Source organism: Actinomadura madurae, from assembly GCF_900115095.1.
Classification (GTDB): Bacteria; Actinomycetota; Actinomycetes; order Streptosporangiales; family Streptosporangiaceae; genus Spirillospora; species Spirillospora madurae.
The window spans coordinates 106,977-128,743 of the sequence record NZ_FOVH01000001.1 but is presented as its reverse complement, the minus strand read 5'-3'; the positions used below and the strand labels follow the sequence as shown (position 1 = coordinate 128,743).

The 21,767-nt window shown below is 74.4% G+C and carries 21 protein-coding genes and 3 tRNA genes; 10 read left to right on the top strand and 14 right to left on the bottom strand.

Features of this window, described 5'->3' with window-relative positions; genetic code table 11:
• Positions 1-33: 33 nt before the first annotated feature.
• Positions 34-903: a cellulose binding domain-containing protein gene (locus tag BM339_RS00640; RefSeq protein WP_075019622.1), complete on the bottom strand. Its 870-nt coding sequence runs from the start codon at positions 901-903 to the stop codon at positions 34-36.
• 101 nt (positions 904-1,004) lie between these two features.
• Complete coding sequence (locus BM339_RS00635; protein WP_075019621.1) at positions 1,005-1,922, bottom strand: thiamine-phosphate kinase; 918 nt, start codon at positions 1,920-1,922, stop codon at positions 1,005-1,007.
• A gap of 133 nt (positions 1,923-2,055) precedes the next feature.
• Between BM339_RS00635 and BM339_RS00630 the strand changes: the two genes are divergently transcribed.
• The 3 genes from BM339_RS00630 to BM339_RS00620 all read left to right on the top strand — a co-directional run bounded on the left by BM339_RS00630 (position 2,056) and on the right by BM339_RS00620 (position 4,948).
• Positions 2,056-2,289 carry an Lrp/AsnC family transcriptional regulator gene (locus BM339_RS00630; RefSeq protein ID WP_021600577.1) on the top strand — a complete coding sequence of 78 codons (234 nt, stop codon included), beginning with the start codon at positions 2,056-2,058 and terminating at the stop codon, positions 2,287-2,289.
• 46 nt (positions 2,290-2,335) lie between these two features.
• A complete protein-coding gene (locus BM339_RS00625; protein WP_024935323.1) occupies positions 2,336-2,830 on the top strand; it encodes a DUF3515 domain-containing protein in 495 nt (164 codons plus the stop codon).
• Positions 2,831-3,037: 207 nt separating this feature from the next.
• Positions 3,038-4,948, top strand: coding sequence for an AMP-dependent synthetase/ligase (locus BM339_RS00620; RefSeq protein ID WP_075019620.1), 1,911 nt, complete (start codon positions 3,038-3,040; stop codon positions 4,946-4,948).
• Positions 4,949-4,964: 16 nt separating this feature from the next.
• On the opposite strand, the gene BM339_RS00615 is transcribed toward BM339_RS00620, so the two are convergent.
• Positions 4,965-5,990, bottom strand: a complete 1,026-nt coding sequence (locus BM339_RS00615) for an AraC family transcriptional regulator (protein WP_075019619.1) — start codon at positions 5,988-5,990, stop codon at positions 4,965-4,967.
• Positions 5,991-6,111: 121 nt separating this feature from the next.
• On the opposite strand from BM339_RS00615, the gene BM339_RS00610 reads away from it, so the two are divergent.
• From BM339_RS00610 to BM339_RS00590, 5 genes are read left to right on the top strand one after another with little or no spacing between them, the layout of a single operon-like run.
• The gene (locus BM339_RS00610) at positions 6,112-6,951 is read left to right on the top strand and encodes a MaoC/PaaZ C-terminal domain-containing protein (protein ID WP_021595880.1); all 840 of its coding nucleotides are present in this window, start codon (positions 6,112-6,114) and stop codon (positions 6,949-6,951) included.
• A gap of 26 nt (positions 6,952-6,977) precedes the next feature.
• Positions 6,978-8,180 carry a lipid-transfer protein gene (locus BM339_RS00605; protein WP_075019618.1) on the top strand — a complete coding sequence of 401 codons (1,203 nt, stop codon included), beginning with the start codon at positions 6,978-6,980 and terminating at the stop codon, positions 8,178-8,180.
• 23 nt (positions 8,181-8,203) lie between these two features.
• Positions 8,204-9,799 (top strand): carbon-nitrogen hydrolase family protein, encoded by a 1,596-nt coding sequence (locus BM339_RS00600; protein WP_083597146.1) that lies wholly within the window; start codon positions 8,204-8,206, stop codon positions 9,797-9,799.
• 37 nt (positions 9,800-9,836) lie between these two features.
• Positions 9,837-10,667 (top strand): SDR family NAD(P)-dependent oxidoreductase, encoded by an 831-nt coding sequence (locus BM339_RS00595; protein ID WP_075019617.1) that lies wholly within the window; start codon positions 9,837-9,839, stop codon positions 10,665-10,667.
• Positions 10,664-11,806 (top strand): CaiB/BaiF CoA transferase family protein, encoded by a 1,143-nt coding sequence (locus tag BM339_RS00590; RefSeq protein WP_021595875.1) that lies wholly within the window; start codon positions 10,664-10,666, stop codon positions 11,804-11,806. Before BM339_RS00595 ends, BM339_RS00590 begins: the two co-directional genes overlap by 4 nt.
• On the opposite strand, the gene BM339_RS00585 is transcribed toward BM339_RS00590, so the two are convergent.
• Genes BM339_RS00585 through BM339_RS00560 form a run of 6 tightly spaced genes read right to left on the bottom strand, consistent with a single transcriptional unit; the run spans position 11,770 to position 16,527 of the window.
• Positions 11,770-12,324 (bottom strand): Cif family virulence factor, encoded by a 555-nt coding sequence (locus BM339_RS00585; protein WP_218163543.1) that lies wholly within the window; start codon positions 12,322-12,324, stop codon positions 11,770-11,772. The genes BM339_RS00590 and BM339_RS00585 overlap by 37 nt on opposite strands.
• Positions 12,321-12,515, bottom strand: a complete 195-nt coding sequence (locus BM339_RS00580; protein WP_021595873.1) for a ferredoxin — start codon at positions 12,513-12,515, stop codon at positions 12,321-12,323. Before BM339_RS00580 ends, BM339_RS00585 begins: the two co-directional genes overlap by 4 nt.
• Positions 12,512-13,957, bottom strand: coding sequence for a cytochrome P450 (locus tag BM339_RS00575; protein ID WP_075019616.1), 1,446 nt, complete (start codon positions 13,955-13,957; stop codon positions 12,512-12,514). The genes BM339_RS00580 and BM339_RS00575 overlap by 4 nt, the downstream gene beginning before the upstream one ends.
• On the bottom strand, positions 13,954-14,733 hold the full coding sequence (locus BM339_RS00570; RefSeq protein WP_075019615.1) for an SDR family oxidoreductase: 780 nt from the start codon (positions 14,731-14,733) through the stop codon (positions 13,954-13,956). The genes BM339_RS00575 and BM339_RS00570 overlap by 4 nt, the downstream gene beginning before the upstream one ends.
• Positions 14,733-15,929 carry a cytochrome P450 gene (locus tag BM339_RS00565; RefSeq protein ID WP_256255127.1) on the bottom strand — a complete coding sequence of 399 codons (1,197 nt, stop codon included), beginning with the start codon at positions 15,927-15,929 and terminating at the stop codon, positions 14,733-14,735. The genes BM339_RS00570 and BM339_RS00565 overlap by 1 nt, the downstream gene beginning before the upstream one ends.
• A 10-nt stretch (positions 15,930-15,939) precedes the next feature.
• Positions 15,940-16,527: a TetR/AcrR family transcriptional regulator gene (locus tag BM339_RS00560; RefSeq protein WP_021595869.1), complete on the bottom strand. Its 588-nt coding sequence runs from the start codon at positions 16,525-16,527 to the stop codon at positions 15,940-15,942.
• Between the two features lie 84 nt (positions 16,528-16,611).
• Between BM339_RS00560 and BM339_RS50550 the strand changes: the two genes are divergently transcribed.
• Entirely contained in the window at positions 16,612-18,255 is a 1,644-nt protein-coding gene (locus tag BM339_RS50550) for a serine/threonine-protein kinase (RefSeq protein ID WP_075019613.1), read from the top strand.
• 8 nt (positions 18,256-18,263) lie between these two features.
• On the opposite strand, the gene BM339_RS00550 is transcribed toward BM339_RS50550, so the two are convergent.
• From BM339_RS00550 to BM339_RS00530, 5 genes are all read right to left on the bottom strand, one after another.
• Positions 18,264-18,347: transfer RNA gene (locus tag BM339_RS00550), tRNA-Tyr, on the bottom strand.
• A 26-nt stretch (positions 18,348-18,373) separates the two neighbouring features.
• Positions 18,374-18,446, bottom strand: a tRNA-Leu gene (locus BM339_RS00545).
• Positions 18,447-18,451: 5 nt separating this feature from the next.
• Positions 18,452-18,525 (bottom strand) — tRNA-Leu (locus BM339_RS00540).
• A 228-nt stretch (positions 18,526-18,753) separates the two neighbouring features.
• Entirely contained in the window at positions 18,754-20,208 is a 1,455-nt protein-coding gene (locus BM339_RS00535; RefSeq protein WP_021595867.1) for a protein kinase domain-containing protein, read from the bottom strand.
• 127 nt (positions 20,209-20,335) lie between these two features.
• Entirely contained in the window at positions 20,336-20,911 is a 576-nt protein-coding gene (locus BM339_RS00530) for a TetR/AcrR family transcriptional regulator (RefSeq protein WP_021595866.1), read from the bottom strand.
• Positions 20,912-20,988: 77 nt separating this feature from the next.
• Between BM339_RS00530 and BM339_RS00525 the strand changes: the two genes are divergently transcribed.
• Positions 20,989-21,702: an enoyl-CoA hydratase-related protein gene (locus BM339_RS00525; RefSeq protein ID WP_075019612.1), complete on the top strand. Its 714-nt coding sequence runs from the start codon at positions 20,989-20,991 to the stop codon at positions 21,700-21,702.
• Positions 21,703-21,767: the final 65 nt, after the last annotated feature.

The following is a 21,767-nucleotide window of genomic DNA, read 5'->3' as shown; positions in this document are numbered from 1 at the left end:
CCACTTTATGGCGATCCGGCGGGAGCGGCGATCTCAGACGAGCGTGCAGGGCAGCCGGTTCAGCACGCAGGCGGACGGCGTGGACGCCGTGCCGCGCGCGGTGAACACGATCCGCACCGTGGCGCCGGGCGCGATGGCGGTACGGCCCCGGACGAAGGGGGTGGTCCCGCCCCGGACGACGGTGGCGCCGCTGACGGCGGTGACGGTGGCGTTCGGGATCTTGAAGGCGAGGGCCCACGCCGCGACGGGCTGGCGTCCCTTGTTGGCGATGGTGGCGGTGGCCTTGAAGCCGCCCGGTGTCCGGGACGCGACGCGGAAGGCGACGATGAGGCCGTCGGGGCGGTCGCCGCGGCTGGCGCGCTCGCCGGGGCCGCGCTGGGAGACCTGGCTGTCGCGCGGGTCGGTCTGCGTCGTGCGGGGGGAGCCGCCGGCGAAGTTGAGGGAGATCTGCTGGGTGCTCAGCGCGTAGGAGACGATCCCCACCGCGATGACGAGCGCGACGATCGGGAGCAGAGGGAGCGGGAGCACGGAGACGAACCTGGTCCAGCCGCGCCCGCCGGGGGCGCCGGGGGCGCCGGACGTGTCCGCCTGCTCCGGCGGATCGGGGGGTTCGCGCGGCTGCTCGGGGAGCGTCGTGCCCGGGGCGCCCGGGTAGTCGCCGGGATAGTCCCCCGGGAGCGGCTCGAACCGGAACGGGCCGGGCGGGTCGTGGCGGCGGTCGGCGACCGGTCGCGCTCCCCGGCGGGCCTGGTCGTTCGGCTCCACGACGACCCGGTCGTCGGTCGGTCCGGAGAAGGCGTCGTAGGTGGGGTCGACCGGAGCCCCGTAGTACGAACCCCGGGGCGTGCCGGCGCCCCGTGGGGGTTCGTCGTCCGGTTGCTCAAACCTGGAGTGTCGTCCCATCCCATCCCTCTTCGATCACAGGATGTATACCAAACCCGTACCAAACATGCCTACCGGATGCGTCAACGCACACGGCTGTACGCGCTGGGTGCACGACGCGTTCAGGTGGGGAAGTGGTCCCACGCGCCGGCGGGCGGCTCGCGGCCGTCCACCCGCACGCCGGCCCCTTTCACCACGTCACCGATCCGCGTCCACGACGCCGGCAGGGCGGACGGCGGGAACGTCGCGGCGAACGCGTGGTCCTCGCCGCCGGTGAGGACGTGCCGCAGCCCGTCCGGCCCGAGGATCTCCGGGACGGGCACGGCCGCCGAGTCTATGTCGATGCGGACACCGCTCGCGTCCGCGATGTGGCCGAGGTCCTGGACGAGCCCGTCGCTCACGTCGAGCAGCGCGGTGGCGCCGTGGGCCCGCGCCTCGTCCCCGGCCGCGTAGGGAGGCTCCGGACGGCGGTGGGCCGCCAGCAGCTCCTCCGGGACGTCCTCGCCGGCGCCGAGCAGCGCCAGCCCGGCGGAGGCGAACCCGAGCCGCCCCCGCAGCGCCACGACGTCGCCCGGACGCGCCCCGGACCGGGTCAGCGGCGCCGCGCCGCCGAGGTCGCCGAGCGCGGTGACGGCGAGGGTGATCTCCGGCGCCCCGGCGACGTCGCCGCCCGCGACGGACGCGCCCGCCGCGCGGCACTCGTCGGCGAGGCCGTCGTAGAGCCGCCCGGCCCAGGCGGCGCCGGTGCCGGGCGGCGCGGCGAACCCGACGAGCAGCGCGGTCGGTCGGGCGCCCATCGCGACGACGTCGGCGAGGTTCTGCGCGGCGGCCTTGCGCCCGATGTCGTAGGGGCCGGACCAGTCGCGGCGGAAGTGCCGGCCCTCCACGAGCAGGTCGGTGGTGGCGACGACGCGCCCGTCCGGCGCCGCGATCACCGCCGCGTCGTCGCCCGGCCCGAGAAGGACCTGCGGGCCCTGGGGCAGCCGCCGGGTCAGCAGGCCGATCAGCCCGAACTCGCCCAGCTCCCCGATGGTGCCCATCCGCCGCCTTCTCCCCGTTTCACATGTTTCCCACCGGTCTCACCGGGCACGCCGTACCCCGGCCGCCCGCGGCGGCGCGTAACACGATACGGTGAACCGTCCGACGGTTGATTCTCCGCCCGGGGAGGACGTGATGGTGCAGGCCTACATCCTCATCCAGACCGAAGTCGGGAAGGCCGCCGAGGTGGCCAGTCACATCTCCGGCATATCGGGCGTCACGCTGGCGGAGGACGTCACGGGGCCCTACGACGTGATCGTCCGGGCGGAGGCGCGCAACGTCGACGAGCTGGGCAAGCTCGTCGTGGCGCAGATCCAGGCGGTCGAGGGAATCACGCGCACGCTCACGTGCCCGATCGTCCACATCTGAGAGGCGCGCGGAGCGGAGCACGGGCGGAGTGGAGAGCGCCGTACAGATGCCCTCGAAGGGTCCGGGCCGGCGTCCCGGCAACGGGCGCGCGGCACGGCTCGCCCCGGCCCTGATCGGCGCCGCGCTGCTGGCCGCGGCCTGCGGCGACGGGGCGGTGCAGGTCCCGGTCCCGAGTCCGGACACCGCGACGAGCCGGCTGTGCGCGGGGCTGCGGCTGCCCGAGAAGGTGCACGGCGAGAAGCGCCGCGACACCTCCCCGAGCTCGCCGCTGACCGCGGCCTGGGGCTCTCCCGCGATCGCGCTGCGCTGCGGCGTGCCGCGGCCCGCCACGCTGAAGCCCACCTCGGAGCTGGTGACGATCAACGGGATCGACTGGTTCGGCATGCCCGCCGACCGGCCGGTCACGTTCACCGCGGTCGGCCGGCAGGCCTACGTCGAGGTGACGGTACCGCCCAAGTACAACCCGGCCGGCGACGTGCTCATCGAACTGGGCCCGGCGATCAGATCGACGATCCCGGCCAAGCCCGAGGGCCAGATCTGATCACGGCCCCGCCCGCCCTCCGGCCCTGCCCGTGCCCCGGTGGATGGCGCGCCGCCCGGCCGCCGTGCGCGCGAGGGTCCCGCGATCCGCGCGGCACGGTCCTCGGCAGGCCGGCGGCGGCCGATCCACGATGGCGGGCGTCCGGGCGGTCGAGGCGGGCCCCGGCAGGGAGCCAGGACAACCCGGGGATGAGGAGCCAGCTCGCCCATGGAATCCAGAGACGTCCCGGAGTCGGTGCGGAGCCTCGCCGAACTCTTCCAGCGCACGGCCGGAGCGCGGGCCGGGCAGGTCGCCCTTCGCTCTTCGGACGGCGCCGTGGAGCTCACCTGGCGGGAGTACGCCGAGCGTGTGCGGCGGATCGCCGGCGGCCTCGCCTCGCTCGGCGTCCGCCATGGGGACACGGTGGCGCTCATGCTCACCAACCGTCCCGAATTCCATCTCGTGGACACGGCCGCGCTGCACCTCGGCGCCACGCCCTTCTCGGTCTACAACACGAGCCCGCCGTCGCAGATCGCCCACCTGTTCTCCAACGCCGGCAACCGGGTCGTGGTGACCGAGCGGCAGTGGGTGCCGGCGGTCCGCGCCGCGGGCGGGGCGGTGGAGCACGTCGTCTGCGTCGACGGCGCGGCCGAGGGCGCGCTGACGCTGGCCGACCTCGAAGACCGGACTCCGGAGTCGTTCGACTTCGAGGCCCGCTGGCGGGCGGTGGGCCCCGAGGACCTGGTCACCCTGATCTACACCTCCGGGACGACGGGGCCGCCGAAGGGCGTCGAGGTGGAGCACCGCGCGATCCTCGCGTGCCTGCGCAGCGGCCTCGCGCTCCCCCACGTGGGTGCGGGCGCACGGGCCGGGCGCCTGGTCTCCTACCTTCCGGACGCGCACGTGGCCAACCGGTACTTCAGCCACTACCTGGCGATGGCCGGCGGCTCCTCGATCACCACCGTGGCCGACCTGAAGAGCGTGGCCCAGGTGCTGCCCGCGGTTCGGCCGACCGTCTTCCTCGGCGTCCCGGCCTTCTGGTACCGGATCCAGGCCGCGCTCACCCAGGCGATCGACGCGCAGGGCGGCCCGCGCCGGCGCCTCGCCGGCTGGGCCGTCCGCGTCGGCCGCGAGGCCGCGGACCGGCGGGCCTCCGGCCGCGCGCTCCCGGCCCGCCTGGCGGTCCGGCGGGCCGCCGCGGACCGGCTGGTGCTGCGGCGGCTCCGCGCCCGGATCGGCCTGGACGGGGCGGACGCGGTCATCACCGGTTCCGCCCCGATCGCCGCCGACGCCGTCCGGTTCTTCCAGTCGCTCGGCATCGAGCTGTGCGAGGGGTGGGCGATGTCGGAGTCGTCCGCGGCCGGGGCGATCAACCTTCCGGGCGGAATACGGCCCGGGACGGTCGGCCGGCCGATGCGGGACGTCGAGGTGCGGGTGGCGGCCGACGGGGAGCTGCTGCTCCGCGCGCCGACGCTGATGCGGGGCTACCGCGGGGACGAGGAGCGGACGGCCGAGGCGATCGACGCGGACGGCTGGCTGCACACCGGCGACGTGGGCACGGTCGACGCCGACGGGTACGTCACGATCGTCGACCGCAAGAAGGACCTGATCGTCAACACCTCGGGCAAGAACATGTCGCCGGCCAACATCGAGAACGCCGTGCTGGCCTCCTGCCCGCCGGTCGGCTCGGTGATCGCGGTCGGCGACCGCCGCCCCTACGTGGTCGCGCTGATCACCCTCGACCCCGTCGCCGCGCGGGCCTTCGCCGACGCGCGCGGCATCGCCGGCGGCGAGGACGTCGCGGTGCTCGCCCGCGCCCCCGAGATGCGCGCGGCCGTCGAGGCGGGGGTCGCGCGCGCGAACGCGACGCTGTCGCGGGTCGAGCAGATCAAGGACTTCCAGATCCTGCCGGAGACGTGGACCCCGGGCGGCGCGGAACTGACTCCGACGAACAAGCTGCGGCGGCGGGCGATCGCCGAGCGGTACGCGGAGGAGATCGAGGCCCTCTACCGGCGGGAGCGGCGGCCGGACCGGTTCCCGGAGCGGAGCTCCAGCGGAGCGGAGGGAGCCGGACCGGCCTGCTCTTCCGGGGGGAGTGGGGGGTCGTCCCCCCACAGGAAACCGGACCGGACCCGCTGACGACGCCGGCCCGCCGTCACTCCGTGGCGGGCGTCCGCGGGCGCCCGCCACCGGGGCGGTACGCGCCGGGCGGCTGCCCGGTCCACCGGCGGAACGCGCGGCGGAACGCGCTCGCCTCCGAGAACCCCAGCCGCCTCGCCAGATCCTCGACGGACTCCTCGCCGCGGGTCAGGCTGGCGATGGCGGCCTCCCGCAGCAGGTCCTCCTTGAGCTGGCCGATCGAGGTGTGCTCGGCGCGCAGCAGCCTGCGCAGGTGCTGGGTGCTCACGTTGAGCCGCGCGGCGATGTCGTCCGGCGCCGGCCAGTGCCCGCTCAGCCCGCGGGCGAGGATTGCGCGCACCTGGTCCGCGGTGGACGATCCGTAGTCGCGGGTCGCGAGCCACACGTGCGGCTGGTCGGCGAGGTAGTCCGCGAGCTGCTGCTCGTCCCGCACCAGCGGCGCGGTCAGCAGCTCGCGGTCGAAGGCCAGCACCAGCCCGCCGGCGTCGAACCGCGGGTGCCGGCCGAACACGGTCTCGTAGTCCGCGGCGTACGCGGGGGACGGCCAGGGCAGGCGCAGCTCGCGCAGGGCGATCCGCCGCCCGACGAGCCAGCCGAGGACCCGGTGCACCACCGTGGCGAGGAGCTCGGCGCCCAGATGATCGGGATCGTCCAGCCGGCCGACGTCGATCTCCACCTCGACGAGCGCGGCACCGGCCGTCACCCGCAGCCGGGGCGTGCCCAGCACCTCGCCGGCCTCGGCCAGCCGCTGCAGCGCCGCCCGCAGGTCCGGGACGTGGATCACCGAGCGCATCATGAGCTGGAACGCGCCCAGGGGCACGGGCGGTCCCAGCCCGAACAGCTCGTCCCCGGTCAGGATCCACAGCTCCTGGGTCAGCTCCCCGACCTGGGAGATCGTCACGGCGGCACCGCCGGACGGGTCCGCGACGCTCGCGGGCAGGCCCGCGCGCCGCAGCAGCGACGCCGCGTCCAGGCCCTGCCGCTCGCCGACGCGCACCAGCCGCCGGGCCATGTCCCCCGCCGGCGCCGACCTGCTGCTCACGGACGCACCCTAGCGCCCGGACCGGCGGCCGCCGAGCCGCGGGCCGTGTGCGCGCGGCGGTCATGGAACGTGCGAGGCACGGTGCTCGGCCGGACGGGCGGAGATCCGTAGCTTCGCCGGTATGTTCCACACGCAGAAGGTCGGGGTCTGGAGCGACCCCGTCGAGTTCGCGGTGACGGCGGAGCGCACGGTCGCCTACGCCGAGGCCACCAACGACCCCATCGCCGCGCATCGTGACGGCACTCTGGCGCCTCCCGTGTTCGCCGTCGTCCCGGGCTTCTCCGTCATGGCGCGGCTGACGCTGGCCGCGGCACCGGAATCGGCGGCCGGCCGGATCCTGCACGGCCGGCACGATCTGCGGATCCACCGTCCGATCGTGCCCGGCGACGTGCTCAGCACTCGCGCGCAGGTCGTCGGCGTCCACGCGCGGAGCTCCGGTGTCGTGGTGACCACGCTGGTGGAGACGCGGGACGCGGCGGCGGAACCGGTCAACGAGCAGCACTTCACCGGCTTCTTCCGCGGCGCGCGGCACACCGGCGGGGACGCCGGGCGCACGGCTCCCGACCACGGCCCGGCCGGCGACGCGCGCGGCCGGACGCCCGACGCCACCGTGGTCCAGAAGTTCGACGACGACCAGACCTTCCGCTACGCGGAGGCGTCCGGGGACACCATGCCCGTCCACCTCGACGAGGATTTCGCCCGCCGGGCGGGCCTGCCGGGGATCATCGTCCACGGCCTCTGCACGATGGCCTTCACGTGCCACGCCCTGATCGGGCACGCCGCGCCCGGCGACCCGGCCCGGCTGCGGCGGCTGGCCGTGCGGTTCAGCGCTCCGGCGCGTCCCGGCCAGACGATCACCACGACCGTGTGGACGTCCGGGACCGACCGGTACTCCTTCGAGACGGCCGGCGACGACGGCACGCCCGTGATCACCGACGGCCACGCCGAGTTCACCGCCTGACGGACCGCACGCGGAAGGAGATTCCCATGTCACGCAAGGTCTTCGTCATCGGCGTCGGAATGACGAGGTTCGAGAAGCCCGGCCGCCGCGAGGGCTGGGACTACCCGGCGATGGTCGCCGAGTCCGGGTCGGCGGCGCTGGCGGACGCCGGCGTCACGTTCGCCGACGTCGGAGAGGTGTACGCCGGATACGTCTACGGCGACTCCACCAGCGGCCAGCGGGCCGTCTACGAGCTGGGCATGACCGGTGTGCCGGTCGTCAACGTGAACAACAACTGCGCCACCGGATCGTCGGCGCTGTGGCTGGCCGCCCGCGCCGTCGCCGGCGGGCTCGCCGGCTGCGCGCTCGCGGTCGGGTTCGAGCGGATGTCGCCGGGATCGCTCTCGGAGGTCTGGACGGACCGGGCCCGCCCGCTGGAGCGGCACGTCGGCGCGCTGGCCGAGCTGCGCGGGCCGGGCGCTCCGATGGCGCCGTGGATGTTCGCCGCGGCCGGCCTGGAGCACATGGAGCGGTACGGCACGACCGCCGAGCACTTCGCGCGGATCGCGCAGAAGAACCACAAGCATTCGGTGAACAACCCCTACGCCCAGTTCCGGCGCGAGTTCACCCTCGACGAGATCTTGAGCGCGCCGGCCGTCGTCGAGCCGCTCACCAGGCTTCAGTGCTCCCCGACCTCGGACGGGTCGGCGGCGGCGGTGCTGGCCGACGAGGAGTTCGTCGACCGCCACGGCCTCGCCGGCCGGGCGGTCGAGATCGTGGGGCAGTCCGTCGTGACCGACCTGGAGAGCACCTTCGACGGCACCGCCGCCGCGATCGTCGGGGCGCACATGAGCCGGGCCGCGGCCAGGCAGGTCTACGAGCAGGCGGGGATCGGCCCGGACGATGTGGACGTCATCGAGCTGCACGACTGCTTCTCCACCAACGAGCTGCTCACCTACGAGGCCCTCGGGCTGTGCGCGCCCGGCGAGGGCGGCAAGCTCGTCGACGCCGGGGAGACGACCCACGGCGGCACCTGGGTGGTCAACCCGTCCGGCGGCCTGATCTCCAAGGGCCACCCGCTGGGCGCGACGGGACTCGCGCAGTGCGCGGAGCTGACCTGGCAGCTGCGCGGCACGGCCGGCCTCCGCCAGGTCCCCGCGGCCGCGTCCCGGACGGGTGTCGCGCTCGCGCACAACATCGGCCTCGGCGGCGCCGCCGTCGTCACCGCGTACCGGCCCGCCGAGCGGTGAGCTCCGCACCCCCGGGAGGAATGATGAGCAGCAGCACGACCGGCACCGAGCCGGGACCCGGTGCCGCCGGGCAGCCGGCGCCATCGCGTCAGCACAAGGACCAGGGCTCCGGACGGCGAGGCTCCGGACACCGTCTCCCCCGGGAGCGCCGCCGGTACCTCTGGCTGGCCCTCGGGCTGCTCCTGCAACTCTTCGCCGTCGGCGGCCGCTGGGATCTGGCCATGGCCGCCTGGGTCTTCCAGATCTTCCTGCTCAGGTTCCTGCGGACCGGCCGCCCGGCGACCGGCCTGCCGCTGATCTGGCTGGTGGGCGTCGCCGGAGGGCTGTTCTGGGTGGTGCAGCTCGCCGTGCCGCTGACCTTCCTGACGTTCATCGGCGTGCTCAGCCTCGCGTCCGGCTGCCTCGTTCCCTTCGCGGTGGACCGCTTCGTGTCGCCGAGGCTGGGACCGCTCGGGCGGCTGCTCGCGTTCCCGGCCGCGCTGACCGCGACCGCCTTCCTGCTCGGCACCTACAACCCGTTCGGCACCGCCTACGGGCTGCTCGCGGTCACGCAGCACGCGAACCTGGCGCTGCTCCAGGTGCTGTCCGCCGCCGGGCCGTACGCGATCTCGTTCCTCATCGGCGTCACCGCCACCGCCGCGAACCACCTGTGGGAGCACGGCGTGTCCTGGCACGCCGCGAGGCCCGCCTTCGCGGTGGCCGCCCTGCTCGGCCTGGTGCTCGTGGGCGGGCAGGCGCGGCTCGCGTTCTTCCCCGCCTCGACCGCGCCCACCGTCCGCGTCGCGGGGATCAACCCGAGCAAGGCGACGCTGGCGGAGGCCGAGCGGCGGATCGGCACGGACATCGGCGACCACGAGGCCGTCTCCCGGGTCGACGCGGCGAAGGTGCGCGCCGCGGCCGACGTGCTCACCGCGCAGCTGTTCGCCGACACGCGGAGCGCGGCCCGGTCGGGCGCGAAGATCGTCTTCTGGTCGGAGAACGCGCAGCGGCTGCGGTCCGCCGACGAGCCGGCGTTCCTCGCCAAGGCCGCCGAGCTGGCCGGGCAGGAGCACATCTACCTCAGCGTCGCCGCGAACGTCTATCTGCCGGACGCCCCCTACGGCCGGGACCAGACGGTGCTCTTCGGCCCCGACGGCACCAGACTGTGGACGTACCAGAAGCGCCACCCCATCCCCGGGCTGGAACCCTACAAGGCCGGCACCGGGCCGGCTCCCGTGGTCGAGACGCCGTACGGCCGCCTGTCCAACGTCATCTGCTACGACGCGGACTTCCCGGCCATGATGCACGTCGACGCCGACATCATGCTCGTCCCCGGCGGCGACTGGCCGGAGATGGGCCGCATCCACACCCAGATGGCGAGCCTGCGGGCGATCGAGAACGGCTACGCCCTGGTCCGGCAGGACTTCAACGGCTCGTCCCAGGCGTTCGACCACCAGGGCAACGTCCTGGCGCAGCAGGACACCACGCCCGGCGACAACGCCCCCTGGATCGTGGACGTCCCCACGCGCGGCGCGACGACTCCGTACCGCCTCATCGGCGACGTCTTCGCCTGGCTGTGCGCGGCGGCGACCCTCGCCGCCATCGGATTCGCCGTCCGCCGCCCGCGCCCCCGCGGCTGAAGCCGGGCCCGCCACACCACCACACGAAGGAGACCCCATGGGAAAGCTCGACGGGCGCACCGCGCTCGTGACCGGCGCCGGACGCGGGATCGGCCGGGAGATCGCGCTCAAGCTGGCCGCCGACGGGGCCGGCGTCGTCGTCAACGACCTGGACGGCGAGCCGGCCGCGCAGACCGTCAAGGAGGTGGAGGCGCGCGGCGGGGCCGCAGTCGCCTGCCCCGGCAGCGTCACCGGTACCGGCTTCGCCCAGCGGTTCGTGACCACGGCCGTCGACGCCTTCGGCGGGGTCGACGTCATCGTCAACAACGCCGGCTACACGTGGGACTCGGTCATCCAGAAGATGACCGACGAGCAGTGGGACGCCATGCTCGGCGTGCACCTGACCGCGCCCTTCCGCATCCTGCGCGCGGCCCAGCCGGTCATCGCCGCGGCGGTGCGCCGGGAACGGGAGGCCGGGGAGACGGCCGCCTGCCGCAAGGTCGTCAACGTCTCGTCGGTCGCCGGTCTCGGCGGCAACGCCGGGCAGCTCAACTACGCGGCGGCCAAGGCCGGCGTCACCGGGATGACCAGGACGCTCGCCAAGGAGTGGGGCCGGTACAACGTCACGGTCAACACGGTGGCGTTCGGCTTCATCCGCACCCGGCTGACCGAGGCGGCGGCCGGCGAGGGCGGCACCATCGAGGTCGAGGGCCGCAGCGTCAAGGTCGGCGTCAACCCCGGGCTGCTGGCGGCGGCGGAGCAGATGATCCCCCTCGGCCGCACCGGAACGCCCGAGGAGGCCGCCGGCGCGGTGTACCTGCTCTGCACGCCCGAATCCGACTACGTCAGCGGCCAGACCCTCGTCTGCGGCGGCGGGATGACCCTGTGAGAGGGGACGGACCGCGCGGCCCGCTGGCCGGGATCCGGGTGGTCGAGCTGGCCGGCATCGGGCCGTGCCCGTTCGCCGGGATGATCCTGGCCGAGATGGGCGCCGACGTTATCCGCGTCGACCGTCCCGCCCGGGGCGTCCTGGACGCGGCCGAGCCGGCCGCCGACCTGCCGGGCCGGGGCAAGCGGTCGATCGTGCTCGATCTGAAGCGCCCGGAGGCCGTCGCGGCGCTGCTGGACCTCTGCGACACGGCCGACGTGCTGCTGGAGGGCTTCCGCCCCGGGGTGGCCGAGCGCCTCGGCCTCGGGCCGGACCGGCTGCGCGCCCGCAACGCCCGCCTCGTCTACGGCCGGATGACCGGCTGGGGGCAGGACGGCCCCGACGCCGCGACGGCGGGCCACGACATCGCCTACATCGCCCCGACGGGCGCGCTGCACGCCATCGGCGCGGCGGGCGGCGCGCCCGCGATCCCCCTCAACCTCGTCGGCGATCTCGGCGGCGGCGCGGCCTACCTGGTGATGGGCGTCCTCGCGGCCGTGCTCGAAGCGCGCTCCACCGGCCGCGGCCAGGTGGTGGACGCGGCCATCGTCGACGGGACGGTCCACCTGCTCGGGATCGTGCACGGCCTGCTGGCCGACGGCCGGTGGAGCGACGAGCGCGGGACGAACCTGCTCGACGGCGGCGCGCCCTTCTACGCCGTCTACCGGACGCTGGACGGGGAGCACATGGCCGTCGGGGCGCTGGAGCCGCAGTTCTTCGCCGCCTTCGTCCACCTGCTCGGCGTCGACGTCGACCCCGCCGACCAGGCGGACCGCGGCCGCTGGGGCGACATGCGCGCGGCGTTCGCCGCGGCCTTCGCCACCCGCACCCGGCGGGAGTGGACGGAGGTCTTCGCGGGCAGCGATGCCTGCGTGGCGCCGGTGCTGTCCCTGCGCGAGGCCGCCGGTCACCCGCACCTCGCCGAGCGGCGCTGCCTGGTCGAGGTCGACGGCGTCCTGCAGTCCATGCCGGCCCCGCGCTTCTCGCGCCATCCCCGCACGGCCCCCGCCCCGGCACCGGCGGTCGGGCAGCACACCGCGGAGGTGATCCCCGCGGATGCCGCTCACCAGATCGGGACGGGACTCTCCCCGCGCGGGTAGTAGCCGGGGACCGGCTCGCCGGCGGCGGCCCGCTCCAGCCGCCGCTTCATCCCGTCCGACAGCACGTCCGCCTTCATCATCTCGACGAACACCGACGTGACGTTGCCGAGGTCGAACCAGTCGCGCTGCCACGACCACCGCCGGTTCCCCGCGTACCGGAACCACGAGCCGCCGATGCCGAGCACCTCGTACGGCGTCCCGTCGGGGCGGCGGGCGTCGGCGACCTGCTTCCAGAAGCCGACGACCTCGCCCTTGACCTCGTCGATCAGGATGCTCTGGTACGGGTAGGTCCAGCCGTCCAGGCCGCCCATCTCCGACCCGAGCGCGAGGTCGCGGATCTCGTCCCGGCCGACGGCCATGAAGTCCTGGTCGGGGCCGATGTTCCAGCCGTAGGTGGCGTCCTCGGTGTAGAGGTCGGCGAGCGGGCGCCAGTCGCCCGCCTCCTCGCAGCGGCGGTTCTCGGCCAGCCAGTGCTCGACCATCGCGTCGAGCTCTTCGCGCGGGAACGAGGGCATCATGTCTCCAGCAGTCTGAGGGCCCGGGTGGGGCAGTAGCGGACGGCGGCGGTCACCTCGGCGCGCAGGTCGTCCGCCGGCTCGGCGTCGAGGACCCGCACCTTGCCTCTGGGCGGCACCTCGAAGACGTCGGGCGCCTCCAGCTCGCACATGGCGTGTCCCTGGCACAAGTCCAGGTCGGCCTCGATCCTCACCGGCGCCCTTCCTTTCCGGGGGGCGCCCCCCAGGCCCCCGACCCGACGATCCTCGCTTCGCTGCGGTCATCGGTCCTCCGGCGGTACCTGGCCGCGCACGGCTGGGCGAGCTGGACGACCATCTTGGAGTGGTCGTTGCGGTAGGTCTCCGGCGGCTGCGCGGGCTCGAACTCCCAGTCCCGCAGCAGCACCGAGAAGATCGCCTTGAGCTGCATCATCGCGAAGTTCGCGCCGACGCAGCGGTGCCGCCCGGCGCCGAACGGCACCCACGTCCAGCGGTTGAGCAGGTCCTCCTCGCGGGGCGCGGCGTAGCGCTCGGGGTGGAAGGCGTCCGGGTCCGGGAAGTCGGACTCGATCCGGTTGGAGACGGCGAGGCTGCAGCCGACCATCGTGCCCGCCGGGATGCGGTGGCCGAGCACCTCCTGGTCGGACTGCGCGACCCGCAGCAGCAGGATCAGCGGCGGGTGCAGCCGCAGCGCCTCCTTGATCGCCGACTCCAGCTTCGGGATGGCGCGCAGCGCCTGGAACGACACCTCGCGGCCGTCGGCGTACAGCTCGTCCAGCTCGCGGACGACGCCGTCCAGCACGTCCGGGTGGCGGAGCAGCTCGATCAGCGTCCAGGCGGCGGTGCCGGACGTGGTGTGGTGACCGGCGAACATCATCGAGATGAACATGCCGGTGACCTGGTCGGCGTCGAACTTCAGCGTCCCGTCGGCGTCCTTGATCGACATCAGGACGTCGAGGAGGTCGCGGTCCTCCTTGGGCGGCTGTGTTTCACCCCCATGGCTACGCCCCGCCGCCCCCCGGGGCGGCCGGCCGTCCATGATGCCCTGGACGAGCCCGACGAGCGCCGCGCGGGCCGCGTCCCGCCGCCGGAAGCTCTCGATGTCGGCGTAGGGGTCGACGTAGGCTATGGCGTCGGTGCCGCGTTCGAGGTCGTGGTACAGGTCGGCGAACCGGCGGTCGAGCTGCTCGCGGAACTTGCGGCCGATCAGGCACGCGGACGAGGTGTAGATAGTCAGCTCGGCGAAGAAGTCGAGCAGGTCGATCTCGCCCTCGTCGCCCCAGCCGGCCACCATCCGGTCGACCTCGGCGGCGATCGTCGCGGCGTGCCCCTTCAGGTACGAGCCCTTGAGCGCCTGGTTGTGCAGGGCCTCGCGGCGCTGCTCGGGGGTGGCGTCGAACACCACGCCCTCCCCGAAGATCGGCGTCATGAAGGGGTAGGCCTCGGCCTGGTCGAGCTCCTCGTCGGGGGCGCGGAAGAAGAACTCGTTGGCCTCGGCGCCCGACAGCAGCACCACGCGCCGCCCGGCCAGGACGAACTCGCCGACGCCGCCGCACTCGTCCCGGACGCGGCGCATCAGCCCGATCGGATCGCGGCGCAGCTCCTCCAGGTGGTCGGGCCCGCCCGACACGACGCGCGGCTCCACCAGAGCGGTCATGATTCCTCCAAGGGGGCTTCGGGCTGTACTTCGACGAGCCGGAGATGGGCGCCGCGCGGGGTCGCGACGACCGCGGCGACGGCGGCGGCGACGTCGGACGGGCGCAGGAAGTACGGGTGCCGGGCGTGGCCCCACTTCACCCAGTCCTCCAGGACGGCCCCGGTCGTCTCGGCGTCCCAGGTCATGCCCATGCCGGTCGCGGTGGGTCCGGGCCGGACGATGGACGCCCGCACCCCCGTCCCCTCCAGCTCCATCTGCATGGTGCGGGCCATGCCCTCCACGCCGCTCTTGGCCGCGACGTAGGCGCCCGTCCAGGAGCGCGGGGCGGGGACGGTGTCGGAGGAGATGAACACGATGTCGCCGCGGCGCCGCGCCACCATCCGCGGGACGAAGTGCGACACGAGGCGGTGCGCGCCGACGAGGTGGACCTGCGTCTGCGCGAGGAAGTCTTCGGAGTCGATCTCGTGGAGGCGTCCGGCGGCCAGGTCGCCGGCGCTGGACACGACGACCTCGACCGGCCCGAGCGCGTCCTGCGCGGCGGAGGCGAACGCCTTGACCGAGTCGGAGTCGCCGACGTCCAGCGGGTGGGCGAACGCCTCTCCCCCGCCGGCCCGGATCGTCGCGGCCAGCTCCTCGCACTTCTCCAGGCGCCGCGCGCCGAGCGCGACCGGATGCCCGGCCATCGCCAGGGCGGTGGCGGTCGCGGCGCCGATCCCGGACGACGCGCCGGTCACCACGGCGGGCCGCCGCTCGGGATGGGGATCGAACCGGGGCACTAGCGCACCTCCACACGGACGGGCAGCGAGGCGAAACCGCGGACGTTCACCGAGTGCACCCGCTCGGCGCCGCCGTGGTCGACCTCGTAGGACGAGACGCGCCGCACCAGCTCGGCCAGCGCGATGCGGGCCTCCAGCCGGGCCAGGTTGGCGCCGAGGCAGAAGTGCCGCCCGCCGCCGAAGCTGACGAGCCGGGAGGTGTCGCGGTCGAGGTCGTAGGTGTCGGCGTCCTCGAAGGCGCGGGGGTCGCGGTTGGCCGACCCGACGAGCAGCAGCATCCGGTCGCCCGCGGGCACCCGCTTCCCGTGCAGCTCGACGTCCTTGACGACCTTGCGGGCGAGCATCTGGCTGGAGGTGTCGTAGCGGAGCGTCTCCTCCACCCAGTCGTCCACGCGGGCCGGGTCGCGGAGCGGCCTGGCGGCCTGGTCCGGGTTCAGCGACCCCCAGTACAGCGCGTTGGCCAGCAGCTTGGTGGTGGTCTCGTTCCCGGCGACCACCATCAGGAACAGGAACGCGATGACCTCGGTGTCGTCCAGCCGGTCGCCGTCGACCTCGGCCTCCAGCAGCGCGGACGTCAGGTCGTCCGCCGGCCTGCGGCGGCGTTCGGCCACCATGTCCTGGTAGTAGCCGGCGAGGGTGAGCGCCGCGTCCATCCCGGCGGGCGGGACGTCGTTCAGCCCCTCCTCCCGGTGGACGACGGTGTCGGCGAGCCGCCGCACCTCCGCCCGGTCCGCCTCGGGGACGCCCATCATCTCGGAGATGACGTCCATGGGCAGCAGCCCGGCGAAGTCGGCGACGAAGTCGAACTCGCGCTTGTCCAGAGCCGGTTCCAGGTGGCGCCGGGTCAGCGCCAGGATGCCGTCGCCCATCTCCTTCACGCGCCGCGGGGTGAAGCCCTTGGACACCAGCGCCCGCATGCGCGTGTGGCGCGGCGGGTCGAGGGCCAGGAACGACATCGTCCGGCTCGCGTGCGGGCCCCAGGCGCTCGGTTCGACCGAGACGCCGTGGGAGTTGGAGAACGTGGCGTGGTCGCGGAACGCCGCCGCGACGTCGGCGTGCCGGGACAGCGCCCAGAAGCCGATCTCGTCGTTGCGGTACAGGGGCGCCTCCTCGCGGAGACGCGCGTAGAGGGGGTAGGGGTCCTCGTGGACCGCGTAGTCGAACGGGCTGTAGGAGACCTGCTCAGCAGGGTCCACGGCCGTCACCTCACTCGGGGGGTCCGGGCAGGATGAGCTCCGCCATCTCGGCGAGCCGGTCGGCCATGCGGGCATAGGACGTGTAGCCCATGCCCGCGTGCACCAGCGCGCCGGTGTAGGCCAGTTCCAGCGCGCCGAGGATCCTCGGGTCGTCGTGGTCGCGCAGCGCCGCGCGGAGCCGCTCGCGGATGGCGACGCCGATCCGCTCCCGCAGCTCCCGGACGTCCGGGTCGGTGCCGAGCAGCGCGGTGGTGCACGCCGCCGCCAGCTCCGGCTCGTCCGACACCAGCAGCGCGATCTCGCGCAGCGTCTCCACCACGCGTTCGAGCAGCGTCCCGTCCGCCTCCACCGGGGGCAGGGCGCTCAGCCGGCGCCAGAACACCTCGGTGATCAGGTGGTTCTTGGACGCGAAGTAGGTGTAGGCGGTGGCCGGGGCCACTCCGGCGCGCCGGGCCACGTTGCGGACGGTCAGCCCGTCGTAGCCGGCCTCGCCGACCTCCACCACGGCGGCGTCGGTCAGCCGCCGCACCGTGTCGGCCTGCCGCTCGGTGAGGCGGCGGCGGGTGGGCTCGGTCGTCAGCTGCTGTTTCCCGGACACGTGTCCAGACATTAGTTCAGAAACGACCCGTTGGCAACAACCGGGGTGCTGGGCAAGGCTGTGCGCATGGAAAGGCTGTGCGGCATGGATCCGTTACTACCGGACGACCCGGACCAGGTCGGCGGCTACCGGCTGCTGGGCCGGCTCGGCGGCGGCGGCATGGGGCAGGTGTTCCTCGGCCGCTCCGCGGGCGGCCGTCCCGTCGCCGTGAAGATGGTGCGCCCCGAGTTCGGCGCCGACCCCGGCTTCCGGCGCCGGTTCAAGATCGAGGTTGAGGCCGCGCGCCGGGTGGGCGGCTTCTACACCGCCCAGGTCGTCGACGCCGATCCGGACGCCGAGCGGCCGTGGCTCGTCACCGCCTACGTCCCCGGCCCGTCGCTGGCGGCGGCGGTCAAGGCCCACGGCCCCCTGCCGGTCCCGGCGGTGCGGGTCCTCGGCGCCGGGCTGGCCGAGGGGCTCGCGGCCGTGCACGCGTGCGGGCTCGTGCACCGCGATCTCAAGCCGGCCAACGTGATCCTCGCGCCGGACGGACCGCGCGTCATCGACTTCGGCATCGCGCGCGCCCTGGAGTCGGCGCCCGTGACGGCGACGGGCGCGACCACCGGCACCCCGGCGTTCATGTCGCCGGAGCAGGCCCGCGGCGCCTCCGGCATCGGCCCGGCGAGCGATGTGTTCTCGCTCGGCGCCGTGCTGGCGTACGCCGCCGCGGGCCGCCCGCCGTTCGGGACGGGTCCGGCCCCCGCGCTGCTGTACCGGATCGTCGGCGAGGAGCCCGACCTCGCGGCCGTGCCCGCACCGCTGCGCGACCTGGTCGCCGGATGCCTGGCCAAGGATCCGGCGGACCGTCCCGGCGTGGCGGAGGTGCTGAGCCGCTGCGCCGCCGGCGGTCCGGACCCCGGCGGCGGCTGGCTTCCCGGCGAGGTCGCCGCCATGGCCGCGACCGCGGCCGACCTCGACGCCGCCCTCGCCCCTGCCGCGCCCATGGGGCGGCCCGCTCCGCGGGAGTCCGCGGGCCGGGCCGGACGCGGATGGCTCCTCCCGGGCGCGAGCGCGCTGGCCCTCCTGGTGCTCCTCGCCGCCGGGGTGGCGGCGGCCCTCGTCCTGGACGGGCAGGGCGGGAAGGCCGCGTCGAAGTCCCCGGCGGCGGCATCCGCCGGCGGCACGCCCTCCTCTCCGGCGGGCGGCGCGTCCTCGCAGGTGGTGGGACGGATCGACGACCCCGAGGCCGGGCTGTCGTACGCCCGGCTCGGCCGGCCGTGGGTGGCGGCCCCCGCGAACTGGCTCGGGGACGGCGGGTTCACCGCGGGGCAGATCGCCCCCGTGCAGGAGCCGGTCAACGGGGCGAGCTTCAACGCCACGAGCCTCTCCCGGCCGGCGCTCCCCGACGAGAGCGAGGGCTATCCGGCGGCGGTGGAACCGCGGACGGTCGCCGACCGCGTCGAGGCGCGGATGCTCCGGGAGATGTTCACGGTCCAGCACTCGATCACCGCGCTGCCGTCGGGGCGGCGGCGGACGGCCGACGGGAGGGAGGCCTGGCTCCGGAAGATCCGGCTGGACTTCCCGCAGGCACGGGCGAACGGCTGGCGGGTCTCGTCCGCCGTCCTGGCGATCCTGGTCGTCCACCGCGGCGCCGGCGAGGAGCCGGGCGTGCTGATGGTGTCCCTGCCGGACGCGTTCACGGCGCAGGGCGACCTGGAGGCGGTGCTCGGCTCCGTCCGGACGCTCTGACGGCGAGGTGGGGCGGGTGGGATTCGAACCCACTCAGTCCGAGACACCTGGGTTACAGCCAGGCCCGACTCTCCGAGCGTCGGCGCCGCCCCTCGTGCGGGCCGGGCGGCCCGCGTCGTACCTCCGGAGGGATTCGAACCCCCATCACACGGCACCTCATGCCGCTGTCTCTACCGTTGGACTACGGAGGCAGGCGTGCGGCTCCCGGGATTCGAACCCGGATCATCCACTTCCTGAGAGTGGCCTCTCTACCGGTTGGAGTAGAGCCGCGAGAAGATCGCGAGGGTGGCGTCACTCGCGGCGGCTCGGCCGAGGGTCTCTAGGAGACGGGATACCGGCCGGGGCGGGCGTGCGACGCCGAGGGCAGTCGAAGTCGATACTGCTCCAGAGCCATGGCCGGTCCTCCTCTCACTGCTCCGTCTTGGACGGGCTGACGTCGTCTACGGTGCCATCGATCATGGGGCGCCGCAACGTGTTTTCCGATCAGGTGTTTTCCGATCAGGGCTCGTCCGGCAGCGCCGCGCCGAAGGCGATCAGCGCCCAGAGCGCGACCATGATCCAGCCGAGGGCGATGCCGGTCACCGCGAGCCCCAGCCCGCGTTCGCCGGACCGCCGCAGCCGGACCCACGCCATGTGCCCGGCGACGATCGCGGGGATGGACGGCAGCCCGCACGTGATCAGCCCCACCGCGCCCATGGAGACCGCGTAGATCGCCAGGCTGTTCACGGGCGGCTTGGCGTGCGGGTGGTACCCGCCCGCGTACTGGTGGTGCGCCGCCGGATGCCCCTGGTATGCCGCCGCCTGCTGCTGCGGGTAGGTGGACGGGCGGGCGGCGATCGCGTCGGCGTAGCGGTTCCAGGTCTCCGCCTCGGCGGTCCGCCCCTGCCCGTTGAGCAGCGCGGCGAGGTTGCGCATGGCGGCCGGGTCGCCGGCCTGCGCGGCCTGCCGGTACTGCCGCTCGACGAGCGCCTCCGCCTCCCCCGCGGCGAGCGGCGAGGCCGGAGGCGGGACGATCGAGGACGTCTGCGGGCCGCGGGACTGCGCGGACGGCCGGGCGGGCGCCTGCTGGGCGGACTGGGACTGCTGGGACGGCGCCTGCGCGCGCTCCCGGACGGGCTCCCGCGCGGACGTCCGGGATCGGTCGGGCTGCTGGCGGACGCCACTGGAGATGAGGCCGTCCAGCAGCGACTGGGCGGACGGCCTGCGCGCCGGGTCCTTGGCCAGCGCCGCCCGGACGGCGCCGAGCAGCGTCCCGTCCAGGCCGCTCAGGTCGGGCTCGCCGCTGACGATCTGGTGGATGATCGCCGGGATCGAGTTGCCCCCGAAGCAGGGCCCGCCCTTCGCGGCGAACGCCACGGTCGCGCCCCAGGCGAACACGTCGGACGCCGGGGTCGCGCCGCGCCCGTCCAGCTGCTCGGGGGCCATGAAGGCGGGGGTGCCGACGATGCCGCCGGTCGCGGTGAGGCGCGTCCCGTCCAGGGAGCGGGCGATGCCGAAGTCGATGACGCGCGGGCCGAACGTGGACAGCAGCACGTTGGCGGGCTTCAGGTCGCGGTGCACGACGCCCGCGTCGTGGATGGCGGTCAGCGCGGTCGCGATGCCGACCGCGACGGCCTCCAGATCCGCGCCGCGCAGCGGCCCCTCCTTGACCACGTTGGCGTCGAGGCTCGGCCCGTTGACGAACTCGGTCACCAGGTAGGGCGGCTCGGCGGCGGGGTCGGCGTCCAGGACGGGCGCCGTGCAGAACGGCCGGACCCGCTGCGCCGCCGCGACCTCCGCCTGGAACCGCGCCCGGTACTGGCGGTCGGCGGCGAACTCCCGCCGGATCACCTTGATGGCGACCTTGCGCCCCGAGGTGTCCAGCCCCGCGTACACGGTGCCCATGCCGCCCTCGCCGAGGCGGTCCACGACCCGGTAGGGGCCGATGCGCTCCGGCAGGTCGGGGTGAGGCACGGACGCTCTCCTCGGGACGGGAAACAGGCTCCATAAGCCTGGCATATCCGGACGCCTCGCGCGGCCACCGGCGGCGATCATTCCGGCGCGGTGGACGGCGGCGACCTTGACCCGCTGGAACGGCATGTCAGGAGAGCTCGGCCCGCAGCGTCCCCGCCACGACCTCCGCGGTGACCTTCAGCGGACGGACGTCGTGCGCCGCCCGGCTGAGCACGAGCGCGCCCTCGAACGCGCTGAGCACGTACGTCGCCAGATCTCCGGCGCGCCGCTCGGCGATCCCGGCCCCGCGCAGCCGCCCCGCGACCGACGCCTCCCACGAGGCGAACACCTCCGCGCACGCGTGCCGCAGCGGCTCGCTCGTGCTGGCGGCCTCCAGCGCGACCGTCGCGATCGGGCACCCGTCCGCCCAGTCCGACTTCTGCAGCGCGTCCACGCTCAGCTGGAAGAAGTCGCGCACCGACTGCACGACGTCCTGCTCGGTGCGCTCGAAGACGAGGTCGAACAAGCGCAGGTACCGGTCACCCGAATGCCGGACGGCCTCGGCCCCCAGCTGCTCCTTCCCGCCCGGGAAGAAGTGGTACAGCGATCCCCACGGCGCCTCGCCCGCCGCGGTGATCTGCTTGAGCCCCGTCCCGGCGTACCCCTGCTCCCGGAACAGCTGCGCACCGGCCTCCAGCAGCCGGGTCCGTGTGTCGCGCGTCATCCCGCCACCCTAGCCATTGCCCTTACTAGATCGATCTATCTAGTCTATGACGACCGATCTAGATAGCGAGGACGCCCATGACCGTGCGCACCGAACGCCGAGGCCCCGTCGAGATCATCACGCTCGACCGCCCGTCCCGCCGCAACGCCGTGGACGCCCCCACGGCGCGCCGGCTGGCCGGGGCCGTCCGCGACTTCCTGTCGGGCGACGCCGCGGTCGCCGTCCTGACCGGCGCGGACGGTACGTTCTGCGCGGGCAACGACCTCAAGGCGATGGCCGCCGGCGAGTTCCCCGCCCCCAGCCTTGTCGGCCCGCCCCCGATGGCGGTGACGCGCACCCGCCCGTCCAAGCCGGTGATCGCCGCGATCGAGGGCTACTGCTTCGGCGGCGGGTTCGAGCTGGCCCTCTGGTGCGACCTCCGCGTCGCCTCCGAGACCGCCGAGTTCGGCCTGCTCAACTTCGAGCACGGACTCCCGTCCCTGGACGGCGCCACCGTCCGCCTTCCCCGCCTGATCGGCCAGTCCCGCGCCCTGGACGTCCTCCTGACGGCCCGCCGCGTCCCGGCCCGGGAAGCCGCCGACTGGGGCCTGGTCACCACCCTCACCCCGCCCGGCGACGCCCTGGGAACGGCCCTGGCCCTGGCCGGACGGGTGGCGGCCCTCCCCCAGCCCGCCCTCCGGGCCGCCCGGACCTCGCTGCGAACCCAGTCCCCGCTGCCCGAACACGAAGCCCTGATGAACGAGGCGGTCCTCGCCCTGACGTCGCCGCCCCCGTCCGCCGAGCGCGCCTGAGTCGCCCGGCGAGCTCGCCCCCGACGTACGAATTCGCCTGATCGGTCCTTGCGCTCCACCCGGGC

Bases quoted from the DNA above. Each gene is read 5' to 3' on its own strand.
- BM339_RS00635 (WP_075019621.1), bottom strand. From the start codon at position 1,922: ATGGGCACCATCGGGGAGCTGGGCGAGTTCGGGCTGATCGGCCTGCTG.
- BM339_RS00600 (WP_083597146.1), top strand. From the start codon at position 8,204: ATGAGCAGCAGCACGACCGGCACCGAGCCGGGACCCGGTGCCGCCGGG.
- BM339_RS00530 (WP_021595866.1), bottom strand. From the start codon at position 20,911: ATGACGCGCGACACACGGACCCGGCTGCTGGAGGCCGGTGCGCAGCTG.
- BM339_RS00585 (WP_218163543.1), bottom strand. From the start codon at position 12,324: ATGATGCCCTCGTTCCCGCGCGAAGAGCTCGACGCGATGGTCGAGCAC.
- BM339_RS00620 (WP_075019620.1), top strand. From the start codon at position 3,038: ATGGAATCCAGAGACGTCCCGGAGTCGGTGCGGAGCCTCGCCGAACTC.
- BM339_RS50550 (WP_075019613.1), top strand. From the start codon at position 16,612: ATGGATCCGTTACTACCGGACGACCCGGACCAGGTCGGCGGCTACCGG.
- BM339_RS00525 (WP_075019612.1), top strand. From the start codon at position 20,989: ATGACCGTGCGCACCGAACGCCGAGGCCCCGTCGAGATCATCACGCTC.
- BM339_RS00630 (WP_021600577.1), top strand. From the start codon at position 2,056: ATGGTGCAGGCCTACATCCTCATCCAGACCGAAGTCGGGAAGGCCGCC.
- BM339_RS00640 (WP_075019622.1), bottom strand. From the start codon at position 903: ATGGGACGACACTCCAGGTTTGAGCAACCGGACGACGAACCCCCACGG.
- BM339_RS00610 (WP_021595880.1), top strand. From the start codon at position 6,112: ATGTTCCACACGCAGAAGGTCGGGGTCTGGAGCGACCCCGTCGAGTTC.
- BM339_RS00625 (WP_024935323.1), top strand. From the start codon at position 2,336: ATGCCCTCGAAGGGTCCGGGCCGGCGTCCCGGCAACGGGCGCGCGGCA.
- BM339_RS00605 (WP_075019618.1), top strand. From the start codon at position 6,978: ATGTCACGCAAGGTCTTCGTCATCGGCGTCGGAATGACGAGGTTCGAG.
- BM339_RS00595 (WP_075019617.1), top strand. From the start codon at position 9,837: ATGGGAAAGCTCGACGGGCGCACCGCGCTCGTGACCGGCGCCGGACGC.
- BM339_RS00575 (WP_075019616.1), bottom strand. From the start codon at position 13,957: ATGACCGCTCTGGTGGAGCCGCGCGTCGTGTCGGGCGGGCCCGACCAC.